20 protein-coding genes and 1 pseudogene are annotated in these 20,468 nt (G+C 61.6%); 18 read left to right on the top strand and 3 right to left on the bottom strand.

The window, feature by feature from the left end:
- Positions 1 to 45: 45 nt before the first annotated feature.
- Both B5P46_RS30340 and speB read right to left on the bottom strand, forming a co-directional pair.
- A complete protein-coding gene (locus B5P46_RS30340) occupies positions 46 to 843 on the bottom strand; it encodes a transporter substrate-binding domain-containing protein (protein ID WP_129421968.1) in 798 nt (265 codons plus the stop codon).
- An 84-nt stretch (positions 844 to 927) separates the two neighbouring features.
- Positions 928 to 1,989 (bottom strand): agmatinase, encoded by a 1,062-nt coding sequence (gene speB, locus B5P46_RS30335; protein ID WP_206735431.1) that lies wholly within the window; start codon positions 1,987 to 1,989, stop codon positions 928 to 930.
- A 210-nt stretch (positions 1,990 to 2,199) separates the two neighbouring features.
- Between speB and B5P46_RS30330 the strand changes: the two are divergent.
- From B5P46_RS30330 to B5P46_RS30320, 3 genes and pseudogenes are all read left to right on the top strand, one after another.
- Positions 2,200 to 2,367, top strand: a pseudogene (locus B5P46_RS30330) (TOBE domain-containing protein); the annotation flags it as partial.
- A 134-nt stretch (positions 2,368 to 2,501) separates the two neighbouring features.
- Complete coding sequence (locus B5P46_RS30325) at positions 2,502 to 3,371, top strand: LysR family transcriptional regulator (RefSeq protein WP_206735430.1); 870 nt, start codon at positions 2,502 to 2,504, stop codon at positions 3,369 to 3,371.
- A gap of 178 nt (positions 3,372 to 3,549) precedes the next feature.
- Positions 3,550 to 3,903, top strand: coding sequence for a RidA family protein (locus tag B5P46_RS30320; RefSeq protein ID WP_129421965.1), 354 nt, complete (start codon positions 3,550 to 3,552; stop codon positions 3,901 to 3,903).
- Between the two features lie 128 nt (positions 3,904 to 4,031).
- On the opposite strand, the gene B5P46_RS30315 is transcribed toward B5P46_RS30320, so the two are convergent.
- Complete coding sequence (locus B5P46_RS30315) at positions 4,032 to 4,520, bottom strand: hypothetical protein (protein ID WP_129421964.1); 489 nt, start codon at positions 4,518 to 4,520, stop codon at positions 4,032 to 4,034.
- 315 nt (positions 4,521 to 4,835) lie between these two features.
- Between B5P46_RS30315 and sdhC the strand changes: the two genes are divergently transcribed.
- The 15 genes from sdhC (at position 4,836) to B5P46_RS30235 (ending at position 20,458) form a co-directional block, all read left to right on the top strand.
- Positions 4,836 to 5,231 (top strand): succinate dehydrogenase, cytochrome b556 subunit, encoded by a 396-nt coding sequence (gene sdhC, locus B5P46_RS30310; RefSeq protein WP_129421963.1) that lies wholly within the window; start codon positions 4,836 to 4,838, stop codon positions 5,229 to 5,231.
- A 10-nt stretch (positions 5,232 to 5,241) separates the two neighbouring features.
- Positions 5,242 to 5,622, top strand: coding sequence for a succinate dehydrogenase, hydrophobic membrane anchor protein (sdhD, locus tag B5P46_RS30305; protein ID WP_129421962.1), 381 nt, complete (start codon positions 5,242 to 5,244; stop codon positions 5,620 to 5,622).
- A 6-nt stretch (positions 5,623 to 5,628) separates the two neighbouring features.
- A complete protein-coding gene (gene sdhA, locus B5P46_RS30300; protein ID WP_129421961.1) occupies positions 5,629 to 7,470 on the top strand; it encodes a succinate dehydrogenase flavoprotein subunit in 1,842 nt (613 codons plus the stop codon).
- 18 nt (positions 7,471 to 7,488) lie between these two features.
- On the top strand, positions 7,489 to 8,268 hold the full coding sequence (locus tag B5P46_RS30295) for a succinate dehydrogenase iron-sulfur subunit (RefSeq protein WP_017989667.1): 780 nt from the start codon (positions 7,489 to 7,491) through the stop codon (positions 8,266 to 8,268).
- Positions 8,269 to 8,635: 367 nt separating this feature from the next.
- Positions 8,636 to 9,151: a protease inhibitor Inh/omp19 family protein gene (locus B5P46_RS30285; RefSeq protein ID WP_003543526.1), complete on the top strand. Its 516-nt coding sequence runs from the start codon at positions 8,636 to 8,638 to the stop codon at positions 9,149 to 9,151.
- Between the two features lie 47 nt (positions 9,152 to 9,198).
- Positions 9,199 to 10,362 (top strand): cell division protein ZapE, encoded by a 1,164-nt coding sequence (zapE, locus tag B5P46_RS30280; RefSeq protein ID WP_129421960.1) that lies wholly within the window; start codon positions 9,199 to 9,201, stop codon positions 10,360 to 10,362.
- A gap of 177 nt (positions 10,363 to 10,539) precedes the next feature.
- Complete coding sequence (gene mdh / locus B5P46_RS30275; protein ID WP_003543522.1) at positions 10,540 to 11,502, top strand: malate dehydrogenase; 963 nt, start codon at positions 10,540 to 10,542, stop codon at positions 11,500 to 11,502.
- 36 nt (positions 11,503 to 11,538) lie between these two features.
- Positions 11,539 to 12,732, top strand: coding sequence for an ADP-forming succinate--CoA ligase subunit beta (sucC, locus tag B5P46_RS30270; RefSeq protein ID WP_129421959.1), 1,194 nt, complete (start codon positions 11,539 to 11,541; stop codon positions 12,730 to 12,732).
- Positions 12,733 to 12,751: 19 nt separating this feature from the next.
- Positions 12,752 to 13,654, top strand: a complete 903-nt coding sequence (gene sucD / locus B5P46_RS30265; protein WP_129421958.1) for a succinate--CoA ligase subunit alpha — start codon at positions 12,752 to 12,754, stop codon at positions 13,652 to 13,654.
- Between the two features lie 172 nt (positions 13,655 to 13,826).
- Positions 13,827 to 16,811, top strand: coding sequence for a 2-oxoglutarate dehydrogenase E1 component (locus tag B5P46_RS30260; RefSeq protein ID WP_129421957.1), 2,985 nt, complete (start codon positions 13,827 to 13,829; stop codon positions 16,809 to 16,811).
- Positions 16,812 to 16,826: 15 nt separating this feature from the next.
- Positions 16,827 to 17,135: a YciI family protein gene (locus B5P46_RS30255; RefSeq protein WP_011653809.1), complete on the top strand. Its 309-nt coding sequence runs from the start codon at positions 16,827 to 16,829 to the stop codon at positions 17,133 to 17,135.
- A 39-nt stretch (positions 17,136 to 17,174) separates the two neighbouring features.
- Entirely contained in the window at positions 17,175 to 18,419 is a 1,245-nt protein-coding gene (gene odhB / locus B5P46_RS30250) for a 2-oxoglutarate dehydrogenase complex dihydrolipoyllysine-residue succinyltransferase (RefSeq protein ID WP_129421956.1), read from the top strand.
- 13 nt (positions 18,420 to 18,432) lie between these two features.
- Positions 18,433 to 19,182, top strand: a complete 750-nt coding sequence (locus tag B5P46_RS30245; protein WP_129421955.1) for a DUF4241 domain-containing protein — start codon at positions 18,433 to 18,435, stop codon at positions 19,180 to 19,182.
- Complete coding sequence (locus B5P46_RS30240; protein ID WP_129421954.1) at positions 19,179 to 19,709, top strand: hypothetical protein; 531 nt, start codon at positions 19,179 to 19,181, stop codon at positions 19,707 to 19,709. Before B5P46_RS30245 ends, B5P46_RS30240 begins: the two co-directional genes overlap by 4 nt.
- Positions 19,706 to 20,458, top strand: a complete 753-nt coding sequence (locus tag B5P46_RS30235; protein ID WP_129421953.1) for an SDR family oxidoreductase — start codon at positions 19,706 to 19,708, stop codon at positions 20,456 to 20,458. The genes B5P46_RS30240 and B5P46_RS30235 overlap by 4 nt, the downstream gene beginning before the upstream one ends.
- Positions 20,459 to 20,468: the final 10 nt, after the last annotated feature.

The raw sequence follows: 20,468 nt of genomic DNA, 5'->3' as shown, positions 1-20,468 counted from the left end.
TGCAGTTTTCGGCATCATGCCCTGGTGAGTAGGAGGCCGTCTTCGTCAGTCCTTCAGGTTTTCAGGGTTGAGCGGCGCTTTCAGCCAGCTCTTCGAGCTTGCGTCGAGCGAACCATCGGCGATCATTGCGGCGACGCTGTCATTGACAGCCTTCTTCAGGCCTTCCTCGCCCTTGCGGAGCGCGATGTGCGAGGGGGAGCTGAGGAGCTGGAATTTCTGCTCCGGCTTCAGTTCGTCCTGTCGTGCCAGAACCTGCGCACCAACATCGTTGCCGACCACCATCAACTGGGTCTGGCCGGATATGAAGGCCTGGATGACCGAATTATAGTTCTCGAAACGCTGGATCGCAGCCGAGCCGGGGGCGACGGCCGTCAGCGACGTGTCTTCGAGCGTCCCACGATTGACGGCAACGGTCTTGTCGGCGAGGTCTTCCTTGCCACTTACCTTCAGCGCAGCCGGGCCGATAACGGCGATGTAGTAGGGGGCGTACGCGGCGGCAAAATCGATAACCTCTGCACGCTCCTTCGAATAGCCGACGCTCATCAGCAGGTCGACACGGTCGTCGTTCAGGTAGGCGATCCTGTTCTGGCCAGTAACGCTCACGAGATTGAGTTTCACGCCGAGCCCGTCGGCGATCTTCTGGGCGACGTCGACGTCATAGCCCTTGATGCTCATATCGGCGCTTGCCGAAGAGAAGGGCGGGAAATCGGAGAAGATGCCGATGTTGATCTCGCCTGCGGCCTTGATATCGGCAAGTTCGTCGGCCTGCGCGGCCCCTGCCAGGATGCCGAACACGGCAATTGCCGCGGTGGCGGTGTAGCGCAATTTCATAAGAGCAGTCATGTCGTTCCCCTTTTTGAGACGTGTTGTGCGACAGGTGATGGATGGCAGCGGGCACGAGGCACGCTGCCGTTGTGGAGCTGGTTCTCAGGTCACCTTTGTCCTGACCGCGGGACTGAACATCGCGAGGCACAGGAGTTCGAAAAGGACCTGCGCGGCGATCTGCGCGGTGTTGGTGGTGTTGTCGTATTGCGGCGCGATTTCCACGACGTCGCCACCGACGAGGTTGATGCCCTTGAAGCCGCGCAGCAGGGTTAGGGCCTCCCTCGGCTGAAGCCCGCCCACTTCTGGCGTGCCGGTTCCCGGAGCGAAGGCCGGATCGAGGCTGTCCACATCGAAACTGAGATAGGTCGGACCGGCGCCGACAACCTCCAGAGCCTTTGCGATCACGGCCTTGAGCCCCATCTCCGCCACCTCTTCCGCGTGGATGACGGTCATGCCGGAGGCAAAGGAGAACTCCCAGAGATATTCGGCGCCGCCGCGGATGCCGATCTGGATCGTACGCTTCGGATCGAGCACGCCCGCCAGAACCGCCTCGCGGAAGGGCGCGCCGTGGTGGAACTTGGAGCCCTCATAGGGACCAGCTGTGTCGCAATGAGCGTCGATGTGGATCATGCCTACCGGCCGGCTGGCCGCCAGGCCCTTGAGAATGGCGCCGGAGATCGAATGGTCGCCGCCGACCGACAGCGGGATAACCCCGGTTGCCGCGATCATCCGGTAGCAGGCCCCGATGTCGGCATGGCACTCGGCCAGGCCGAACCGGCTGCGCATCGGCACGTCGCCGACATCGGCGACCTTTAGCCCTCCCATCGGCGCGACACGCAGAACATGCTCGTAGGGGCCTATACGCTCGACAGCCCGGACGGCTCGCGGCCCCAGCCGCGCGCCGGCGCGATTGGTGACGCCGAGGTCCATCGGCACGCCGATCAGAGCCACGTCAAGCGCCTCGAGCACCTCGGGCCGCAAGCCGTTCTCGATGAAACGGGCGTCCAGAAAGGTCGCAGGATCGGCGAAGGGCCATTTGCGGCTGTCGCCGTCCTTGAATACGCTCGCCGCCACGGCGCGGAAGTGCGGATCTTCCATCTCCCCGCCTGCAGCGCTGCCGAAGCGCTTTCTCAAGTCTTCCAGAAAATCCCGGTCAATGGTCAAGGCAGGCTCCCACGGTCTTGATGCTGACATCATCATCAGCGCCGCCCGCTTCTCTTGGAACCGCGAAAATTCGAGAGGGGATATAACGATTCTTGATAGACCAGGTCTGCCGAGGCTCCGCGATGCGGCTAGCGCGTCCATCGGTATATTCAGAAAACTTTATAACCCGGCGAGAATTTCCCACTACCGCGGTTGGCAACCTCCAAGCAGTCTGCCGACGTCGTGACACTCGGTGCCTTCAGACATGTCGTTCTAGAGCTCGTCAGTGGCGACCGCATAATCTCGGCTTGCCCGAACCGTCCAGACATAGCCTTCGCTCGCGGGCAGGAGATCAGTGTTTCCATTCCGCCCGAGGCATGCGTTCTCTTCGCACGATAAGCTGGCATTGATGGGGCCGCAGCCTGCACTGCGCCCGGGGGCTAAGGGTCACCAGTTGCCGGAAGGACATGGTTCGTCCAATATCCACTTACGGGCAGAGAGGCCCTCGGCTCTCGAGCGCCACAAAGTATGGAATGCGGCTTCTGATGCTTGATCTTGATTCCTATCTGCTTCGTGCATTTCTGACCGTCGCGGAAATCGGCACCGTCAATGGAGCAGCCGTCAAGCTGAACAGAACACAGGCGGCCGTGAGCATGCAGATCCGCAAGCTGGAGGAGCTTGTCGGCGTTACGCTGTTTTCGCGTTCGTCAAAGGGCCTCGAGCTTACGAGTCATGGGCAGATCATGCTGGCTTATGCCCGCGAAATGGTCGCCCTCAGCGACGAGGTCGGGAAAAGGCTGACAGGCAAGATGATCGAGGACCGCATTCGCCTCGGCGTCGTTGAGGACTTCGCAGCCGGCCACCTGATTGACATCCTTAGTGCCTTCAGAGCCCAGAACCCGAAGGTCGAGATCGACATCATCGTCGAGCCGAATCGCCGCCTCGCCAGCCTGTTTGAAGACAGGAAGCTGGATCTCGTGGTTTGCGACATCACCTGCCTCTCGCGAAAACCGACCCTGATCTGGACCGAATATTTGATGTGGACGGTCAGATCCGACTTCGTGGTGGATGCCGAAAAACCGCTTCCCATCATCATGTTCGAGGAGGAGTGTCCCTGGACGCTTCCGACGATTGCGGCTCTGTCCCAGCGGAACATCAAGTGGAAGACGGCGTGCGTCGCATCGACGCTGGTCGCCATGGCGACCGCGGTTCGCGTCGGTATCGGTATCGCACCAATGATGCTCACGACGAAACCGGAGGGCTGCCGGACACTTGACCGATCGGCGGATCTGCCCGGTCCGGTGCGCATCGAGATCGGTCTGTATGCTCAGTCCGAGACGGCCGAAGGCGCGCGCTATCTTGTGGACTTCATTTCGCGGCATACGGCCATATTGTCCAGCTAGAGCATGATGCCGAAAAGTGTGATCGGTTTTCGGACGACGTCCTGCTCTAGGAGCGTTCAGCTTCCATTATATCGGGTCAATTTAATTCCCTCTACCGGAGTGGTCAGCGAAGCCCCACAGTGATCGGATGAAGGGTCGACGGCCCAATCTCGAGCATTCATGGAAGTCTGCGAATACGATGATGGGGCAAGCCAAAGTTGACGAAACTCTCCTCGCGGATGCCGCCTATCTGCCCGGCCAGGTCGCAAACCTGACGAGGGGAGCGAGCGTGACGGCGCAGACCAACGAAATACTGGAGCGCATCAATGACATGCTGCTGCGCGAAGGTACCGACAAGTCAGAAATCATTCTCGCCAACATCTGGCTCAGGGATCTTGCCTCATTCGAGGAAATGAACAGAGCCTGGGATGCTTGGATGCCGGATAGCGGAACGCCACGGCGGGCGACGTTTGAGGACAATAATCTCCCGCCGATGTGCGCCATCCGTATTGACGTAGCCGCGTCGCGAAAGAGTGGGGCCGGGCACATTTGAGCCGCCTGTGTTCGTCATCGTGCCCTAAAGCGCGTCGCAATCTTTCAAATTCGCTCCTCGCGCTTTAGGTCTTTGTTCTCACGCATGTCGTTGTCGCAAAACCGCTGCACACTTTTGCGCGACATGCTCTAAGGCCGGATGACGCAGACATTGGCCTCATAGTCGCAGGGATCGTCCTGCACGGCGACGTCGATGACCTTTGCTTTCGGTGCTAGCAGCTCCGACCGTGCTGTGGGATAGCCATAGCTGTCGCCGCCGACATAGGTTCCGCCATCGGCCTGATAGACGTAAGACGTGCCGGCATAAGTGTCGCCACCACCACCCCGCGCCTGGGGTACGACGACGATGAGATTGTTGCGGGCGACGCGATTGGTCGCCGGCGATGAAAACTGTTTCAGGAACGGCATCCGTTCTTTGCGGTTCCGATATCGATAGGCGTTGTCGAAACGGACGCCGCGATCGCGCCAGCCGATACGTTCGCCGAGGAGTAATCCGCCGTGGAAAGCGTGACGATGGCCGGGAAAGCGATGATCGTTGCGGCGGTCGCCGGCTTCGGCGGGAAGTGCAGTAAGCACGGACAGGGCAAGCAGGGCGACTGCGGACAGACTGCGAAACATGGGTGGCCGGCCTCCGGAATTCTGATCCCTAACAAATCGTTAACGCCAGATTGCGCCAAAAGCCGAAGCTTGTCTATTCAGGTCGGACAACCGGCACAAAATTTGAGCGGAAAGGGCCAGTTTTGTTAGCCCGCAAACTTCCCGGTAACGCGAATCGATTAAATTAAAAGCAGACAGCGATTGTGCTTGTCGTCGGCGTTCCCGGTGATTAAACGTCGCAATTGATGCAACGCACACAGAGAATTTTGTCATTCGTGTGGTTGACTGAGCATGCTCCGAAATCCGGGAGCGCAGAGAAGCCGCCGCGAGGTTCTGATGGCGAACGTGACAAATAACCGGCCCCTATCGCCGCATCTGCAAATCTACAAACCTATTCCCACCATGGTCATGTCCATCGTCCACCGCATTACCGGTGGCGCGCTCTATGTCGGCACGCTGCTCGTCGCCTGGTGGCTGATCGCGGCGGCAAGCGGCCAGGGCTCCTACGACTGGGCCAACTGGGTGCTCGGCAGCCTTCTCGGCAAGCTCGTGCTTCTCGGCTATACTTGGGCGCTGATGCACCACATGCTCGGCGGCTTCCGCCACTTCATGTGGGATCTCGGCTATGGCTTCGGGAAGGAATTCTCGACCAAGCTCGCGATCGCCAACATCATCGGGTCGCTCTGTCTGACCGTGCTGGTCTGGGTGGTCGGCTTCCTCATTCGCTTCTGAAGGTCCTCTCATGGATATGCGCACCCCCCTCGGCAAGGTTCGCGGGCTCGGCTCCGCCAAGGACGGCACGGATCATTTCTGGCGCCAGCGGCTGACGGCCGTCGCCAATGTTCCGCTCATCCTCTTCTTCGTCATCTTCATGCTCGCCTATGCCGGCGCGCCCTATGCGGATGTGGTTCGCGCCTTGTCGAACCCCTTCGTCGCGGTCGTCATGGGGCTGATGGTGATCTCGGGCGTCATCCACATGAAGCTCGGCATGCAGGTCATCATCGAGGATTACGTGCATGGCGAGTTCGGCAAGATCGTTCTCCTGATGCTGAACACGTTCTTTGCGACCCTGATTGCCGGCCTCTGTCTCTTCGCCATTCTGAAAATCGCATTCGTAGGATAAGCTGACATGGCACCGACTTCACCCGCCCAGAATGGCAAGGCCTACAAGTATGTCGATCACTCCTACGACGTGATCGTCGTCGGCGCCGGCGGCGCCGGGCTGCGCGCCACGCTCGGCATGGCCGAGCAGGGTTTCCGCACGGCCTGCATCACCAAGGTATTCCCGACCCGCTCGCATACGGTCGCGGCCCAGGGCGGCATCGCCGCTTCGCTGCGCAACATGACACCGGATAGCTGGCAGTGGCACCTCTATGACACCGTCAAGGGTTCCGACTGGCTCGGCGACGTCGACGCCATGCAGTATCTCACCATGGAAGCGCCGAAGGCGGTCTATGAGCTCGAGCATTACGGCGTGCCGTTCTCGCGCAACGAGGAAGGCAAGATCTATCAGCGCCCGTTCGGCGGCCATATGCAGAATTACGGCGAAGGCCCGCCGGTACAGCGCACCTGTGCCGTTGCCGACCGTACCGGCCACGCCATCCTGCATACGCTCTACGGCCAGTCGCTGCGCAACAATGCCGAATTCTTCATCGAGTATTTCGCGCTCGACCTGATCATGTCGGAAGACGGCAGCCGCTGCACCGGCGTCGTCGCCTGGTGCCTCGATGACGGCACGATCCATCGCTTCGCCGCCAAGATGGTGGTGCTGGCGACCGGCGGCTACGGCCGCGCCTATTTCTCGGCAACATCAGCCCATACCTGCACCGGCGACGGCGGCGGCATGGTGGCGCGTGCCGGCCTGCCGCTGCAGGACATGGAATTCGTCCAGTTTCACCCGACCGGCATCTACGGTTCGGGCTGTCTGATCACCGAAGGCGCGCGCGGCGAAGGCGGTTACCTCGTCAACTCCGAGGGTGAGCGCTTCATGGAACGTTACGCCCCTTCGGCCAAGGATCTTGCTTCGCGCGACGTCGTTTCGCGCTGCATGACACTGGAAATCCGCGAGGGCCGCGGTGTCGGCAAGGCGAAGGACCACATCTTCCTGCATCTCGATCATCTCGATCCGGCCGTTCTTCATGAACGCCTGCCGGGGATTTCCGAGAGTGCCAAGATCTTCGCCGGCGTCGACGTCACGCGCGAGCCGATCCCGGTTCTGCCGACCGTTCACTACAATATGGGCGGCATTCCCACGAATTATTGGGGCGAAGTGCTGAACGCCGACGGTGCCAATCCGGAACGGATCATCCCCGGCCTGATGGCTGTGGGTGAAGCTGGCTGTGCCTCGGTGCATGGCGCCAACCGTCTCGGCTCCAACTCGCTGATCGACCTCGTGGTCTTCGGCCGGGCCGCGGCGATCCGCGCCGGCGAGGTCATCGACCGCGCAGCGCCGATCCCGCATCTCAACGTCGCAGCCTGCGACCAGATCATGGACCGTTTCGACGATCTTCGTCATGCCAGCGGCGGCACGCCGACGGCGGAACTGCGCGAGAAGATGCAGCGCGCCATGCAGGAAGACGCCGCCGTCTTCCGCACGCAGGAATCGCTGGAATCCGGTTGCCAGCGTATCTCGGCAATCTGGGGCGAGATGAAGGACATCAAGGTCACCGACCGTTCGATGATCTGGAACTCGGATCTGGTCGAGACGCTGGAGTTGCAGAACCTGATGGCCAACGCCATCACGACGATCTACGGCGCCGAGGCCCGCAAGGAGAGCCGCGGTTCGCATGCACGCGAAGACTATACCGAGGGTGCATTCGCCGGTCGCGACGACGTCAACTGGCGCAAACACACGCTCGCCTGGGTGAACGAGGCAGGCGACGTGAAACTCGATTACCGGCCGGTCCACACCGAGCTCATTGCCGAAGGCATCGATCCGCACAAGATCGAGCCGAAGGCGCGTGTATACTGATCTCAAGAGGAACCGGACATGGTTGAACTCGCTCTCCCCAAGAATTCTCAGATGCGCGAAGGCAAGGTCTGGCCGAAGCCGGCGGGTGCCAAGAACACCCGCGAATTCCGCGTCTACCGCTGGAGCCCGGATGACGGTCAGAACCCGTCTATCGATACCTTCTATATCGATATCGACGATTGCGGGCCGATGGTGCTCGACGGTCTGCTCTACATCAAGAACAAGATCGATCCGACGCTGACGCTGCGCCGCTCCTGTCGCGAGGGCATCTGCGGCTCCTGCGCGATGAATATCGACGGCACGAACACGCTCGCCTGCACCAAGGGCCTCGACGATATCAAGGGCGCGGTGAAGATCTATCCGCTGCCGCATCTGCCCGTCGTCAAGGATCTGGTTCCAGACCTCACCAACTTCTATGCCCAGCATCGTTCGATCGAGCCGTGGCTGAAGACGGTGTCGCCGGCGCCGGCCAAGGAATGGAAGCAGAGCCACGAGGACCGGCAGAAGCTGGACGGCCTCTATGAATGCATCCTCTGCGCCTGCTGCTCGACCTCCTGTCCGAGCTACTGGTGGAACGGCGACCGTTATCTCGGTCCGGCCGTTCTGCTGCAGGCCTATCGCTGGCTGATCGATTCCAGAGACGAGGCGACCGGCGAGCGCCTCGACAATCTCGAGGATCCGTTCCGCCTCTATCGCTGCCACACGATCATGAACTGTGCGCAGACCTGCCCGAAGGGCCTCAACCCGGCCAAAGCGATCGCCGAAATCAAGAAGATGATGGTCGAGCGCCGGGTTTGATCAGCATGCATGCCGATGGCGGAATGACGGCTTCAATCCCGAAGCCGTCACCGAAATCTGCTCGCGGCTCCTCAGTGGTGCGCGGATAGGCAGCCGATCGGCCTGCACAACTCTCTGTAGCGCTAGTCCGAGACATTACGCGGGTTCGAGCGCGATCCGGACAGAGATGAACGCGCGCAACACCTTGCTGACAAATTCTATGTGCAGGAAGTTTTGCAGCGGGACAGTTGAACTGTATCGTTTTTCGGTTAGTTGTTGTCACGGGCAATTTATGCAGCACGACTTGATTAACCAAAGCGAGTTACGATAATCGGACTTGTCTCACGCCCGTTTCTCTACGGCGATAGCCGAATTCAGGAGTATGATGATGCAGTTGCGATATGCGATGACAGGTCTGGTGGTGGTTCTGTCGCTAGCCGGTTGTCAGCGTACGGCATATGATTACAGCTCCAACGCCAGTGCCGGCCCGGCGCCGTTGACGGCGCAGCCGGTGCCCTCGGTGCAGGGTGGGCAGCTTCCACCGCCGACCGGCAGCTCGCAATTTCCGGCCGCGCCGACGACGACGGCACCGATGCCGGGCGCTCAGCCCGGCGCAATGGCCGCGAATGCGCTCGATATCACCAAGGAATCGATGGTCGGAAGCTGGCGTGTCAACGGCAGCTGCGACATGTTCCTGACGCTGACCAATCTCGGCAGCGGTTCGCGCGGCGGAACGCGTGGCTGCGTCGGCGAGCTGACGGCGATGGGCTCCTGGGAGGTCGCCGGCAAGCAGGTGCTGCTCAAGGACCGCTCGGGCAACCAGCTCGGAAGCGTCTACAAGACGGCCGACAACCGCTTCGAGGGACAGACGAGCACAGGCCAGTCGATCAGTCTCAGCCGGTAAATGTTCCGGCGGGTCTGCGCCATTTACTGACAGGCGGATATGCCCTCATGCAACCAATGCCGGATTATGCGCTCAGCGTCTGCGAACAGCTTAAAGCGCTGACCGCATCGGGCGCGCTTCAGGTCGATTCGGCCCAGATGGACGTGGCAAAGAGCCTCGACCGGGTGCTTGCCGGGCTGAAGCAGCGGCGGCCGGCGGCAAAATCGAGCGCGCTCGGCTGGCTGTTTGCCGCCAAGAAGAAATCCGCCGACGGCATCAAGGGGCTTTATATCCACGGTAGCGTCGGGCGCGGCAAGACCATGCTGATGGACATGTTTTTCGCCATGGCACCGTGCAGGAAGAAACGTCGGGCGCATTTCCACGAATTCATGGCGGATGTGCACAACCGGATCGCGGCGCACCGGCTGAAGCTCAAGAACGGCGAGACGAGGCAGGCCGATCCGATGCCGCCGGTCGCCGCAGCGCTCTACGACGAGGCACAACTGCTCTGCTTCGACGAGTTCACGGTCACCGACATCGCCGATGCGATGATCCTGTCGCGGCTGTTCTCCGAGCTTTTCGCGCGCGGATGCGTGCTGGTCGCGACCTCGAACGTCGAGCCCGACAATCTCTACCGGGATGGTCTCAATCGCGGCCTCTTCCTGCCCTTCGTCGCCTTGCTCAAGCAGCATGTCGATGTCGTCACCCTGGATTCGCCGACCGACTACCGGATGGAGAAGCTGAGCAGCCAGCCGGTCTATCTGGTGCCGATCAACGAGCATAACGACATGGCGATGGACGCGTCCTGGACGCAAGCGCTGCATGGGCGCAAGGCGCAGCCGCTGGATATCCCGATGAAGGGGCGCCACATCCATGTGCCGCTCGCCGTCGACCGCATGGCGCGGTTCTCTTTCGCCGATCTTTGCGACAAACCGCTCGGGGCGGTCGACTTCCTGGCCATCGCCGAACGCTTCGATACGGTCTTCCTCGATCACGTTCCGTTGCTCGGGCCGGAAAAGCGGAACCAGATCAAACGGTTCATCATACTTGTCGATACGTTCTACGATCATGCCGTACGGCTTTACATTTCCGCGGCGGCCATGCCGGAGGAACTGCTGCTGCACCGCCGGGGCACCGAGGGCTTCGAATTCGACCGCACGGCATCGCGCCTGTTCGAGATGCGCAGTGCGGAATATCTTGCGCTGCACCATGAAAAACGCGCCGCAGAGTAACAATTTGATGACAGAATACCTTACGTTTACGTAAGAATTTTTGTATCTAAACGATTGAAAACGCTGCATCAAAATTAATGGATTGCCATTTTTGGGCTTTGGGTCTATGCGATTGCGTCATTGGGCGGTGCCTTGCGCGTCCGTTCGACGAATTTGATCGCAAAGGAAACAGCGAAAATGGCGCGTAACAAGATCGCACTCATTGGTTCTGGCATGATTGGTGGCACGCTGGCGCACCTCGCCGGCCTGAAGGAACTGGGCGACATCGTTCTCTTCGACATCGCGGACGGCATTCCCCAGGGCAAGGGTCTCGATATTTCCCAGTCGTCGCCGGTCGAAGGCTTCGACGTCAATCTGACGGGCGCCAGCGACTATTCCGCGATCGAAGGCGCTGATGTCTGCATCGTCACGGCGGGTGTCGCCCGCAAGCCCGGCATGAGCCGCGACGATCTTCTCGGCATCAACCTCAAGGTCATGGAGCAGGTCGGCGCCGGCATCAAGAAGTATGCGCCGAACGCTTTCGTGATTTGCATCACCAATCCGCTCGACGCCATGGTCTGGGCGCTGCAGAAGTTTTCCGGTCTTCCGGCCAACAAGGTCGTCGGCATGGCCGGCGTTCTCGACTCCTCGCGCTTCCGTCTTTTCCTCGCCAAGGAATTCAACGTGTCCGTCCAGGACGTCACGGCCTTCGTTCTCGGCGGCCACGGCGACACGATGGTGCCGCTCGCCCGCTATTCGACGGTCGGTGGCATTCCGCTCACCGATCTCGTCACCATGGGCTGGGTCACCAAGGAGCGCCTCGAAGAGATCATCCAGCGTACCCGTGACGGCGGCGCCGAAATCGTCGGCCTGCTGAAGACTGGCTCGGCTTATTACGCCCCGGCCGCCTCGGCGATCGAGATGGCCGAATCCTACCTCAAGGACAAGAAGCGGGTTCTGCCCTGCGCGGCCCATCTCTCCGGTCAGTACGGCGTCAAGGACATGTATGTCGGCGTTCCCACCGTCATCGGCGCCGGCGGCGTCGAGCGCATCATCGAGATCGATCTCAACAAGACCGAGAAGGAAGCCTTCGACAAGTCCGTCGGCGCCGTCGCCGGTCTCTGCGAAGCCTGCATCAACATCGCGCCTGCCCTCAAGTAGTCGCTGGGCTGAAGTAATCGAAACAGGGATACACCCATGAACATTCATGAATATCAGGCCAAGGCTCTGCTGAAGGGCTATGGCGCGCCGGTTGCCGAAGGTGTGGCTATTCTCAAGGTTGAAGAAGCCGAGGCCGCCGCCAAGTCGCTTCCCGGTCCGCTTTACGTGGTCAAGAGCCAGATCCATGCCGGCGGCCGCGGCAAGGGCAAGTTCAAGGAACTGTCACCGGAAGCCAAGGGCGGCGTGCGTCTCGCCAAGTCGATCGACGAAGTCGTCGCCCATGCCAAGGAAATGCTGGGCAACACGCTGGTGACGGCGCAGACGGGCGAAACCGGCAAGCAGGTCAACCGCCTTTACATCGAAGACGGCGCCGACATTGCTCGCGAGCTCTATTGCTCGCTGCTGGTCGACCGCTCGGTCGGTCGCGTGGCTTTCGTGGTCTCCACCGAAGGCGGCATGGACATCGAAGCTGTCGCCCACGACACGCCTGAGAAGATCCAGACGATCGCCATCGATCCGGAAGCCGGCGTGACGGCTGCCGACGTTGCTGCGATCTCCAAGGCTTTTCAGCTCGAGGGTGCTGCCGCTGAAGACGCCAAGACGCTTTTCCCGATGCTCTACAAGGCCTTCGGCGAGAAGGACATGGCTCTGCTGGAGATCAATCCACTGATCGTCATGAAGGACGGCCATCTGCGCGTCCTCGATGCCAAGATGTCTTTCGATGGCAATGCGCTTTTCCGTCACGACGACGTCAAAGCGCTGCGCGACGAGACCGAAGAAGACACCAAGGAAATCGAGGCCTCGAAGTGGGACCTCGCCTATGTTGCGCTCGACGGCAACATTGGCTGCATGGTCAACGGTGCAGGCCTTGCCATGGCGACCATGGACATCATCAAGCTCTACGGTAAGGAGCCGGCTAACTTCTGCGACGTCGGCGGCGGCGCCGGCAAGGAGAAGGTTGCTGCAGCTTTCAAGATCATCACCGCAGACCCCAAGGTCGAAGGCATTCTCGTCAACATCTTCGGCGGCATCATGAAGTGCGACGTCATTGCCGAGGGCGTGATTGCCGCGGTCAAGGAAGTCGGTCTCAAGGTTCCGCTCGTCGTGCGTCTCGAGGGCACCAATGTCGAGCTCGGCAAGAAGATCCTGAACGAGTCGGGTCTGGCGATCACGGCGGCTGACGACTTGGACGATGCGGCCAAGAAGATCGTCGCGGCGATCAACGGCTAATTTTGAAGGATCTGAAAGAATGTCTATTCTCGTCAATAAAGACACCAAGGTCCTCGTTCAGGGTCTGACCGGCAAGACCGGCACGTTCCACACCGAACAGGCGCTTGCTTACTACGGCACCCAGATGGTCGGTGGTATCCATCCGAAGAAGGGTGGCGAAACCTGGACCGGCGCAAAGGGCGAAAGCCTGCCGATCTTCGCAACCGTTGCCGAAGGCAAGGAAAAGACCGGCGCCAACGCGACCGTCATCTATGTTCCGCCGGCAGGAGCCGCCGACGCGATCATCGAGGCGATCGACGCCGAGATCCCGTTCATCACCTGCATCACCGAAGGTATTCCGGTCATGGACATGGTGCGGGTCAAGGCTCGCCTCGACCGCTCCACGTCGCGCCTGCTCGGTCCGAACTGCCCGGGTATCCTGACGCCGGAAGAATGCAAGATCGGCATCATGCCGGGCTCGATCTTCCGCAAGGGTTCGGTCGGTATCGTTTCCCGCTCGGGCACGCTGACCTATGAAGCCGTGTTCCAGACCTCCAACGAAGGTCTCGGCCAGACGACGGCCGTCGGCATCGGCGGCGACCCGGTCAAGGGCACCGAGTTCATCGACGTCCTGGAAATGTTCCTGGCCGACGAAGCCACCCAGTCGATCATCATGATCGGCGAAATCGGTGGTGCGGCTGAAGAAGACGCAGCCCAGTTCCTCAAGGACGAAGCCAAGAAGGGCCGCAAGAAGCCGATGGCCGGCTTCATTGCCGGCCGTACGGCCCCGAAGGGCCGCACCATGGGCCATGCCGGCGCTGTGGTTTCCGGCGGCAAGGGCGATGCGGAATCGAAGATCGCGGCGATGGAATCGGCGGGCATCAAGGTATCGCCCTCTCCGGCCCGCCTCGGCAAGACGCTGGTTGAAGTCCTCAAGGGCTAAGCCACCTATATAGACCGGGCGGAGGAACGGCATCTGCGCCTTCCGCCCGGCCTCGACAACACGAGACCAGCAGATGCGCCGCGGACAGGCGGCAATCGGAATGCGGCAGCCGGCCATCAAGCCGGCAAATTCATCAAAGTCAGGAGGCGGACGGAAGCGTCCGCATATCACCATGGCACGGCAAGAAGCCAACGAGCAGTTTCAGATCACCTCGTTTCTGGATGGCGCCAACGCTGCCTATATCGAGCAGCTCTACGCGCGGTACGAAGAGGATCCGGCATCGGTCGATGATCAGTGGCGGTCCTTCTTCAAGGCGCTGGAGGAGGATCCCAGCGATGTGAAAAGGGCGGCCAAGGGCGCTTCCTGGCGCAAGAAGAACTGGCCGCTTCAGGCAAGCGGCGATCTGGTATCGGCTCTCGATGGCGACTGGGGCATCGTCGAGAAGGTGATCGAGACCAAGGTCAAGGCCAAGGCCGAAGCTCAGGGCAAGCCTGCCGACAGCACCGAAGTGTTGCAGGCGACGCGCGATTCCGTGCGCGCCATCATGATGATCCGCGCCTACCGCATGCGCGGCCACCTGCATGCCAAGCTCGACCCGCTCGGCATCGCCGCTCCCGTCGACGACTATCGCGAGCTGTCGGCGGAGAATTACGGTTTTACGGCCGCCGATTACGATCGAAAGATCTTCATCGACAACGTGCTCGGCCTGGAATACGCGACCATCCGCGAGATGATCGAAATCCTCGAGCGCACCTATTGCTCGACGCTCGGCGTCGAATTCATGCATATTTCCAATCCTGAAGAGAAGGCCTGGATCCAGGAGCGTATCGAAGGACCGGACAAAGGTGTGGCCTTTACGCCGGAAGGCAAGAAGGCGATCCTTGCCAAGCTCGTCGAAGCCGAAGGCTACGAGCAGTTCCTCGACGTCAAATTCAAGGGCACGAAGCGTTTCGGTCTCGACGGCGGCGAATCGCTGATCCCGGCGCTGGAGCAGATCCTCAAGCGTGGCAGCCAGCTCGGCCTCAAGGAGGCCCTGTTCGGCATGGCTCATCGCGGCCGCCTGAACGTGCTCTCCCAGGTCATGGGCAAGCCGCACCGGGCGATCTTCCACGAGTTCAAGGGCGGCTCGGCCGCTCCCGACGAGGTCGAGGGCTCGGGTGACGTCAAGTACCATCTCGGTGCGTCCTCAGACCGCGAATTCGACGGTAACAAGATCCACGTTTCGCTGACAGCGAACCCGTCGCATCTCGAAATCGTCGACCCTGTCGTCATGGGCAAGGCACGCGCCAAGCAGGATATGAACGCCACCGTCTGGGACGGTGACATCATCCCGCTTTCCGAACGCGCCAAGGTTCTGCCACTGCTGATCCACGGCGACGCGGCCTTTGCCGGTCAGGGTGTCATTGCCGAAATCCTCGGCCTTTCCGGTCTGCGCGGACACCGCGTCGCCGGCACCATGCATGTGATCATCAACAACCAGATCGGCTTCACCACGAACCCGGCCTTCTCGCGCTCGTCGCCCTATCCGTCCGACGTCGCCAAGATGATCGAGGCGCCGATCCTGCACGTCAACGGCGACGATCCGGAAGCGGTCGTTTATGGGGCCAAGATCGCCACCGAATTCCGCATGAAGTTCCACAAGCCTGTGGTGCTCGACCTGTTCTGCTACCGCCGCTACGGCCACAATGAAGGCGACGAACCGTCCTTCACGCAGCCGAAGATGTACAAGGTGATCCGCGCCCACAAGACCGTGCTGCAGCTCTATGCGGCCCGTCTCGTCGCCGAGGGCCTGCTCACCGAAGGTGAAGTCGAGAAGATGAAGGCCGATTGGCGCCTCCATCTCGAGCAGGAGTTCGAAGCCGGCCAGCAGTACAAGCCGAACAAGGCCGACTGGCTGGACGGCGAGTGGTCGGGCCTGCGTACGGCCGACAATGCCGACGAGCAGCGCCGCGGCAAGACCGCCGTGCCGATGAAGACGCTGAAGGATATCGGCCGCAAGCTGTCGGAGATTCCTGCGGGCTTCAATGCGCACCGGACGATCCAGCGCTTCATGGAAAACCGCGCCAACATGATCGCCACCGGCGAGGGGATCGACTGGGCGATGGCCGAAGCGCTCTCGTTCGGCGCGCTCTGCGTCGAAGGCAGCAAGATCCGCCTCTCCGGCCAGGATTGCGAACGCGGCACCTTCTCGCAGCGTCACTCAGTTCTCTATGATCAGGAAACCGAAGAGCGTTACATCCCGCTCGCCAATCTTTCGCCGACGCAGGGTCGCTACGAAGTCATCAATTCGATGCTTTCGGAAGAGGCCGTGCTCGGTTTCGAATATGGCTATTCGCTTGCCCGCCCGAATGCGCTGACGCTCTGGGAAGCCCAGTTCGGCGATTTCGCCAACGGCGCGCAGGTGGTCTTCGACCAGTTCATCTCGTCGGGCGAACGCAAGTGGCTGCGCATGTCGGGCCTCGTCTGCCTGCTGCCGCACGGCTATGAAGGTCAGGGTCCCGAGCACTCCTCGGCCCGCCTCGAGCGTTTCCTTCAGCTTTGCGCGGAAGACAACATGCAGGTCGCCAACGTCACGACGCCGGCGAACTACTTCCACATCCTGCGCCGGCAGCTGAAGCGCGACTTCCGCAAGCCGCTGATCCTGATGACGCCGAAGTCGCTGCTGCGCCACAAGCGGGCGGTCTCGACGCTTGCCGAAATGGCCGGAGAGTCAGCCTTCCATCGCCTGCTCTGGGACGATGCCGAGGTGATCAAGGACGGCCCGATCAAGCTGCAGAAGGACAACAAGATCCGCCGTGTCGTGATGTGCTCCGGCAAGGTCTATTACGATCTTCTCGAGGAGCGTGAAAAGCGCGGCATCGACGACATCTATCTCTTACGTGTCGAGCAGCTCTATCCGTTCCCGGCAAAGGCGCTGATCAACGAGCTGTCACGCTTCCGCAATGCCGAGATGGTCTGGTGCCAGGAAGAGCCGAAGAACATGGGCGCATGGTCGTTCATCGACCCCTTCCTCGAATGGGTGCTCGCCCATATCGACGCGAAGTACCAGCGCGTCCGTTATACCGGCCGTCCGGCCGCCGCCTCGCCGGCGACGGGCCTGATGTCCAAGCATCTGTCGCAGCTCGCCGCATTCCTCGAGGATGCATTGGGCGGTTAAAACAAGGGGGGCGCAATGGCTTATTTCTTTCTGAGACTGCAGCCGCCGCGCCCCACTTTCCCGCATGACGGGACCGGGGAGGAAATGGCGGCGATGAAACGCCATGCCGAATACTGGCATCGGAACGCTCTTGCGGGATCGGCGATCATCGTCGGCCCCGTCTTCGAGGGTGAAGGCGCCTGGGGCATGGCGATCGTCGAGGTCGAGGATCAGGCGGCGGCGCAGGTTCTTGCCGACGGCGATCCGATCATCGCTTCCGGTTTCGGTTTCCGCTTCGATATCCTGCCGATGCCCTCGATCATCTCGCGGCCGCCCGCCGTCTGAAACGCATAAACGAAAACACACGAAATCAGGATCTGAACAATGGCCACAGAAATCCGCGTTCCAACTCTCGGTGAATCCGTCAGCGAGGCAACCGTCGGCACCTGGTTCAAGAAGGTCGGCGACGCCATCAAGGCCGACGAGCCGATTCTCGAGCTTGAAACCGACAAGGTGACCATCGAAGTTCCCGCACCCGCCTCCGGCACGCTTTCGGAAATCGTCGTCGCCGCCGGCGAGACCGTCGGCCTCGGCGCGCTGCTCGGCCAGATCGCCGAAGGCGCTGCCGCTGCTGCCGCGCCGGCTGCCGCTGCACCGGCCGCCGCGCCTGCCCAGCCAGCGCCAGTTGCCGCTGCTGCTGCTGCGTCGTCATCGAGCGCTTCCGTCTCCACCATGCCGCCGGCACCGGCAGCTTCTAAGATGCTTGCCGAAAACAACCTTTCCGCCGATCAGGTCGACGGTAGCGGCAAGCGCGGCCAGGTGCTGAAGGGCGACGTCATCGCCGCCGTCGCCAAGGGTATTTCCGCTCCGGCGGCCGCACCCGCGGCGACGCCTGCCGCCGCGCGCGGCCCGTCGACGGTCGAGGATGCCTCGCGCGAAGAGCGCGTGAAGATGACGCGCCTGCGCCAGACGATCGCCAAGCGCCTCAAGGATGCGCAGAACACCGCCGCCATGCTGACCACCTACAACGAGGTGGACATGAAGGCGGTCATGGACCTGCGCAACAAGTACAAGGATATTTTCGAGAAGAAGCACGGCGTCAAGCTCGGCTTCATGGGCTTCTTCACCAAGGCGGTGACGCATGCGCTGAAGGAATTGCCGGCCGTCAACGCCGAAATCGACGGCACCGACGTCATCTACAAGAACTACTGCCATGTCGGCATGGCTGTCGGCACGGACAAAGGGCTCGTCGTTCCTGTCATCCGCGACGCCGACCAGATGTCGATCGCCGAAATTGAGAAGGAACTCGGCCGTCTTGCCAAGGCAGCCCGTGATGGCTCGCTCTCCATGGCCGACATGCAGGGCGGCACCTTCACCATCACCAATGGCGGCGTCTACGGTTCGCTGATGTCTTCGCCGATCCTCAACGCGCCGCAGTCCGGTATTCTCGGCATGCACAAGATCCAGGAGCGGCCGGTCGCGATCGGCGGCCAGGTGGTCATCCGTCCGATGATGTATCTGGCGCTGTCCTACGATCACCGCATGGTCGACGGCAAGGAAGCGGTCACCTTCCTCGTGCGCGTTAAGGAAAGCCTGGAAGATCCCGAACGTCTGGTTCTCGATCTCTAAGGGAGCGCTTTCGATGCGGAACCAGATCATGCGAGCGGCGCGCCTTCTCCTTTGCGCTGCCGCCGCGCATGTCCCGGCCTCCGCATCGGCCGCCGGCTGGGATATCGGCAAGGCAAGCAGCAATTTCGAGTTGGTGGCGCTCAGCGATGCCGAACTCTCCGGCCGGTCGATCGGCGTCATCCACATGGGCAATGTCGAGCTGACATCGGGGCGCATCGTTGCCGCCGATCCGCTTGCCCAGCCCGACCGTCCGGCGCTCGCAAGAACGGTTGCGCCAGGCGACTATCCGGTGACGCTCTACCAGGCCTTCGGGCGCGTCGCCGCTGCCAGCCTGCGGTTTGCCGAGGGTAAGCCGGATCATTGGGAGCTTGCGGTCCTGCCCGGGCAGGACCCGGCGACGCTGAAGGACGGCGAGATCTTCGGCTACCCCGTCGATGCCGGCCTCGGCTGCTACATGGATGCCGATACGCTTGGTTTGATCGGAGAGCGCGAAGTGCAGGTGCAGGCGCAGAAACCGGATTCCGACGTCAACTATTACGACGACGTGCTGGCGTCGGACCTCGACACCAACAAGGGCATCTATGCGCTGCACCGGCCAGTCGCCGGCAGACGAGGCAATGTCGCGGTGTTCTGGAGCGGCTGGGGCGACGGTTTCTATCCAGTCTTCTGGGGGCTCGACAGGGATGGCCGCGCGCTGGTGCTGCTGACGGATTTCAGCGTTGTCGAGAATGCCGACGGGCGGAAGGAGCCGAAGCTGCAATGAACGGAAGGACCGGGATCACGACGAGACGGACAGGCGTGGCTGCAATCGCAGCCGCCGTGTTTTTCGCCGTTCCGGCGTCCACCTTCGGCGCCGCATGCAAGCAGGAGCAGGCCGTCTACGGCGATCGCGACGGTGCGTATGAATTGCGCTTTGCACCGCTGAATTCTGCATCGGCTGCCGCCAGCAACCAGTTCAAGGTCAGCGCGCTGAAGACACCCGTCGTGATGGACGGTTATGTCATGCCATCGGAAGATCCGGTGCGCGCCATCGGCATCCTGATGTTCAACTGCCCCGAGGGCGACGCGACCGGCGCCGATCTCGATGCCTGCACGGTCTGGCAGGGCGCCGTCTATGGCATAGATGCCGATGGCGAGATGGACAATCTGCAGCCCGAAGGCGCTGCGGCGGCCGAAAAACTCGTGCTCCCCGGTCTTGGTCCCGCCATCCGCGAATCCAGCGCCTGGGGCGAGGGCAAGGCCGTGGTGGCACCCTGGGACGTGCTGACATTTAAGGAGTGTGCGACATGAGCGATACACCAGTTGTTCTCATTACCGGCGGAAGCCGGGGTATCGGCGCTGCAGCTTCACGGCTCGCTGCACGTCAAGGCTGGCGTGTCGCGGTGAACTACGCCGCCAACCGCCAGGCCGCGGATGCCGTCGTGGCCGCGATCGTCGAGGATGGCGGCGAGGCCGTGGCAATCCAGGGCGATGTCGGCAAGGCTGCGGATATCGTCTCGATGTTTACGGCGGTCGACCGGCATTTCGGCCGGCTCGACGGGCTCGTCAACAATGCCGGCATCGTCGATTATCCGCAGCGCGTCGACGAGATGTCGGCAGAGCGGATCGAGCTCATGCTGCGCGTTAATGTGACCGGCTCGATGCTCTGCGCCGCGGAGGCCATACGCCGCATGTCGAGCCGGCATGGCGGACAGGGCGGCGCGATCGTCAATATTTCGTCGATGGCGGCGATCCTCGGTTCGGCGACGCAGTATGTCGATTATGCCGCTTCGAAGGCGGCGATCGACACGTTCACCGTCGGCCTGGCGCGTGAGGTCGCTGCCGAGGGCATCCGCGTGAATGCGATAAGGCCCGGCGTCATCGAAACCGACCTCCATGCCTCCGGCGGTCTGCCGGATCGGCCGCGCGAGCTGGCGCCGTCGATCCCGATGCAGCGCGCGGGCACGCCCGAGGAAGTGGCGGATGCGATCCTCTATCTTCTTTCGCCTTCGGCTTCCTATGTAACCGGCGCGATCCTCAATGTGAGCGGCGGCCGCTAGAACGACAGGG

It is taken from the genome of Rhizobium leguminosarum (assembly GCF_004123835.1).
In the GTDB taxonomy this organism is placed as follows: Bacteria; Pseudomonadota; Alphaproteobacteria; order Rhizobiales; family Rhizobiaceae; genus Rhizobium; species Rhizobium leguminosarum_M.
This window is presented reverse-complemented; position numbering and strand designations above follow the sequence as displayed.

Bases quoted from the DNA above. Each gene is read 5' to 3' on its own strand.
- B5P46_RS30340 (WP_129421968.1), bottom strand. From the start codon at position 843: ATGACTGCTCTTATGAAATTGCGCTACACCGCCACCGCGGCAATTGCC.
- B5P46_RS30325 (WP_206735430.1), top strand. From the start codon at position 2,502: ATGCGGCTTCTGATGCTTGATCTTGATTCCTATCTGCTTCGTGCATTT.
- B5P46_RS30320 (WP_129421965.1), top strand. From the start codon at position 3,550: ATGATGGGGCAAGCCAAAGTTGACGAAACTCTCCTCGCGGATGCCGCC.
- B5P46_RS30315 (WP_129421964.1), bottom strand. From the start codon at position 4,520: ATGTTTCGCAGTCTGTCCGCAGTCGCCCTGCTTGCCCTGTCCGTGCTT.
- sdhC (WP_129421963.1), top strand. From the start codon at position 4,836: ATGGCGAACGTGACAAATAACCGGCCCCTATCGCCGCATCTGCAAATC.
- sdhD (WP_129421962.1), top strand. From the start codon at position 5,242: ATGGATATGCGCACCCCCCTCGGCAAGGTTCGCGGGCTCGGCTCCGCC.
- sdhA (WP_129421961.1), top strand. From the start codon at position 5,629: ATGGCACCGACTTCACCCGCCCAGAATGGCAAGGCCTACAAGTATGTC.
- B5P46_RS30295 (WP_017989667.1), top strand. From the start codon at position 7,489: ATGGTTGAACTCGCTCTCCCCAAGAATTCTCAGATGCGCGAAGGCAAG.
- B5P46_RS30285 (WP_003543526.1), top strand. From the start codon at position 8,636: ATGCAGTTGCGATATGCGATGACAGGTCTGGTGGTGGTTCTGTCGCTA.
- zapE (WP_129421960.1), top strand. From the start codon at position 9,199: ATGCAACCAATGCCGGATTATGCGCTCAGCGTCTGCGAACAGCTTAAA.
- mdh (WP_003543522.1), top strand. From the start codon at position 10,540: ATGGCGCGTAACAAGATCGCACTCATTGGTTCTGGCATGATTGGTGGC.
- sucC (WP_129421959.1), top strand. From the start codon at position 11,539: ATGAACATTCATGAATATCAGGCCAAGGCTCTGCTGAAGGGCTATGGC.
- sucD (WP_129421958.1), top strand. From the start codon at position 12,752: ATGTCTATTCTCGTCAATAAAGACACCAAGGTCCTCGTTCAGGGTCTG.
- B5P46_RS30260 (WP_129421957.1), top strand. From the start codon at position 13,827: ATGGCACGGCAAGAAGCCAACGAGCAGTTTCAGATCACCTCGTTTCTG.
- B5P46_RS30255 (WP_011653809.1), top strand. From the start codon at position 16,827: ATGGCTTATTTCTTTCTGAGACTGCAGCCGCCGCGCCCCACTTTCCCG.
- odhB (WP_129421956.1), top strand. From the start codon at position 17,175: ATGGCCACAGAAATCCGCGTTCCAACTCTCGGTGAATCCGTCAGCGAG.
- B5P46_RS30245 (WP_129421955.1), top strand. From the start codon at position 18,433: ATGCGGAACCAGATCATGCGAGCGGCGCGCCTTCTCCTTTGCGCTGCC.
- B5P46_RS30240 (WP_129421954.1), top strand. From the start codon at position 19,179: ATGAACGGAAGGACCGGGATCACGACGAGACGGACAGGCGTGGCTGCA.
- B5P46_RS30235 (WP_129421953.1), top strand. From the start codon at position 19,706: ATGAGCGATACACCAGTTGTTCTCATTACCGGCGGAAGCCGGGGTATC.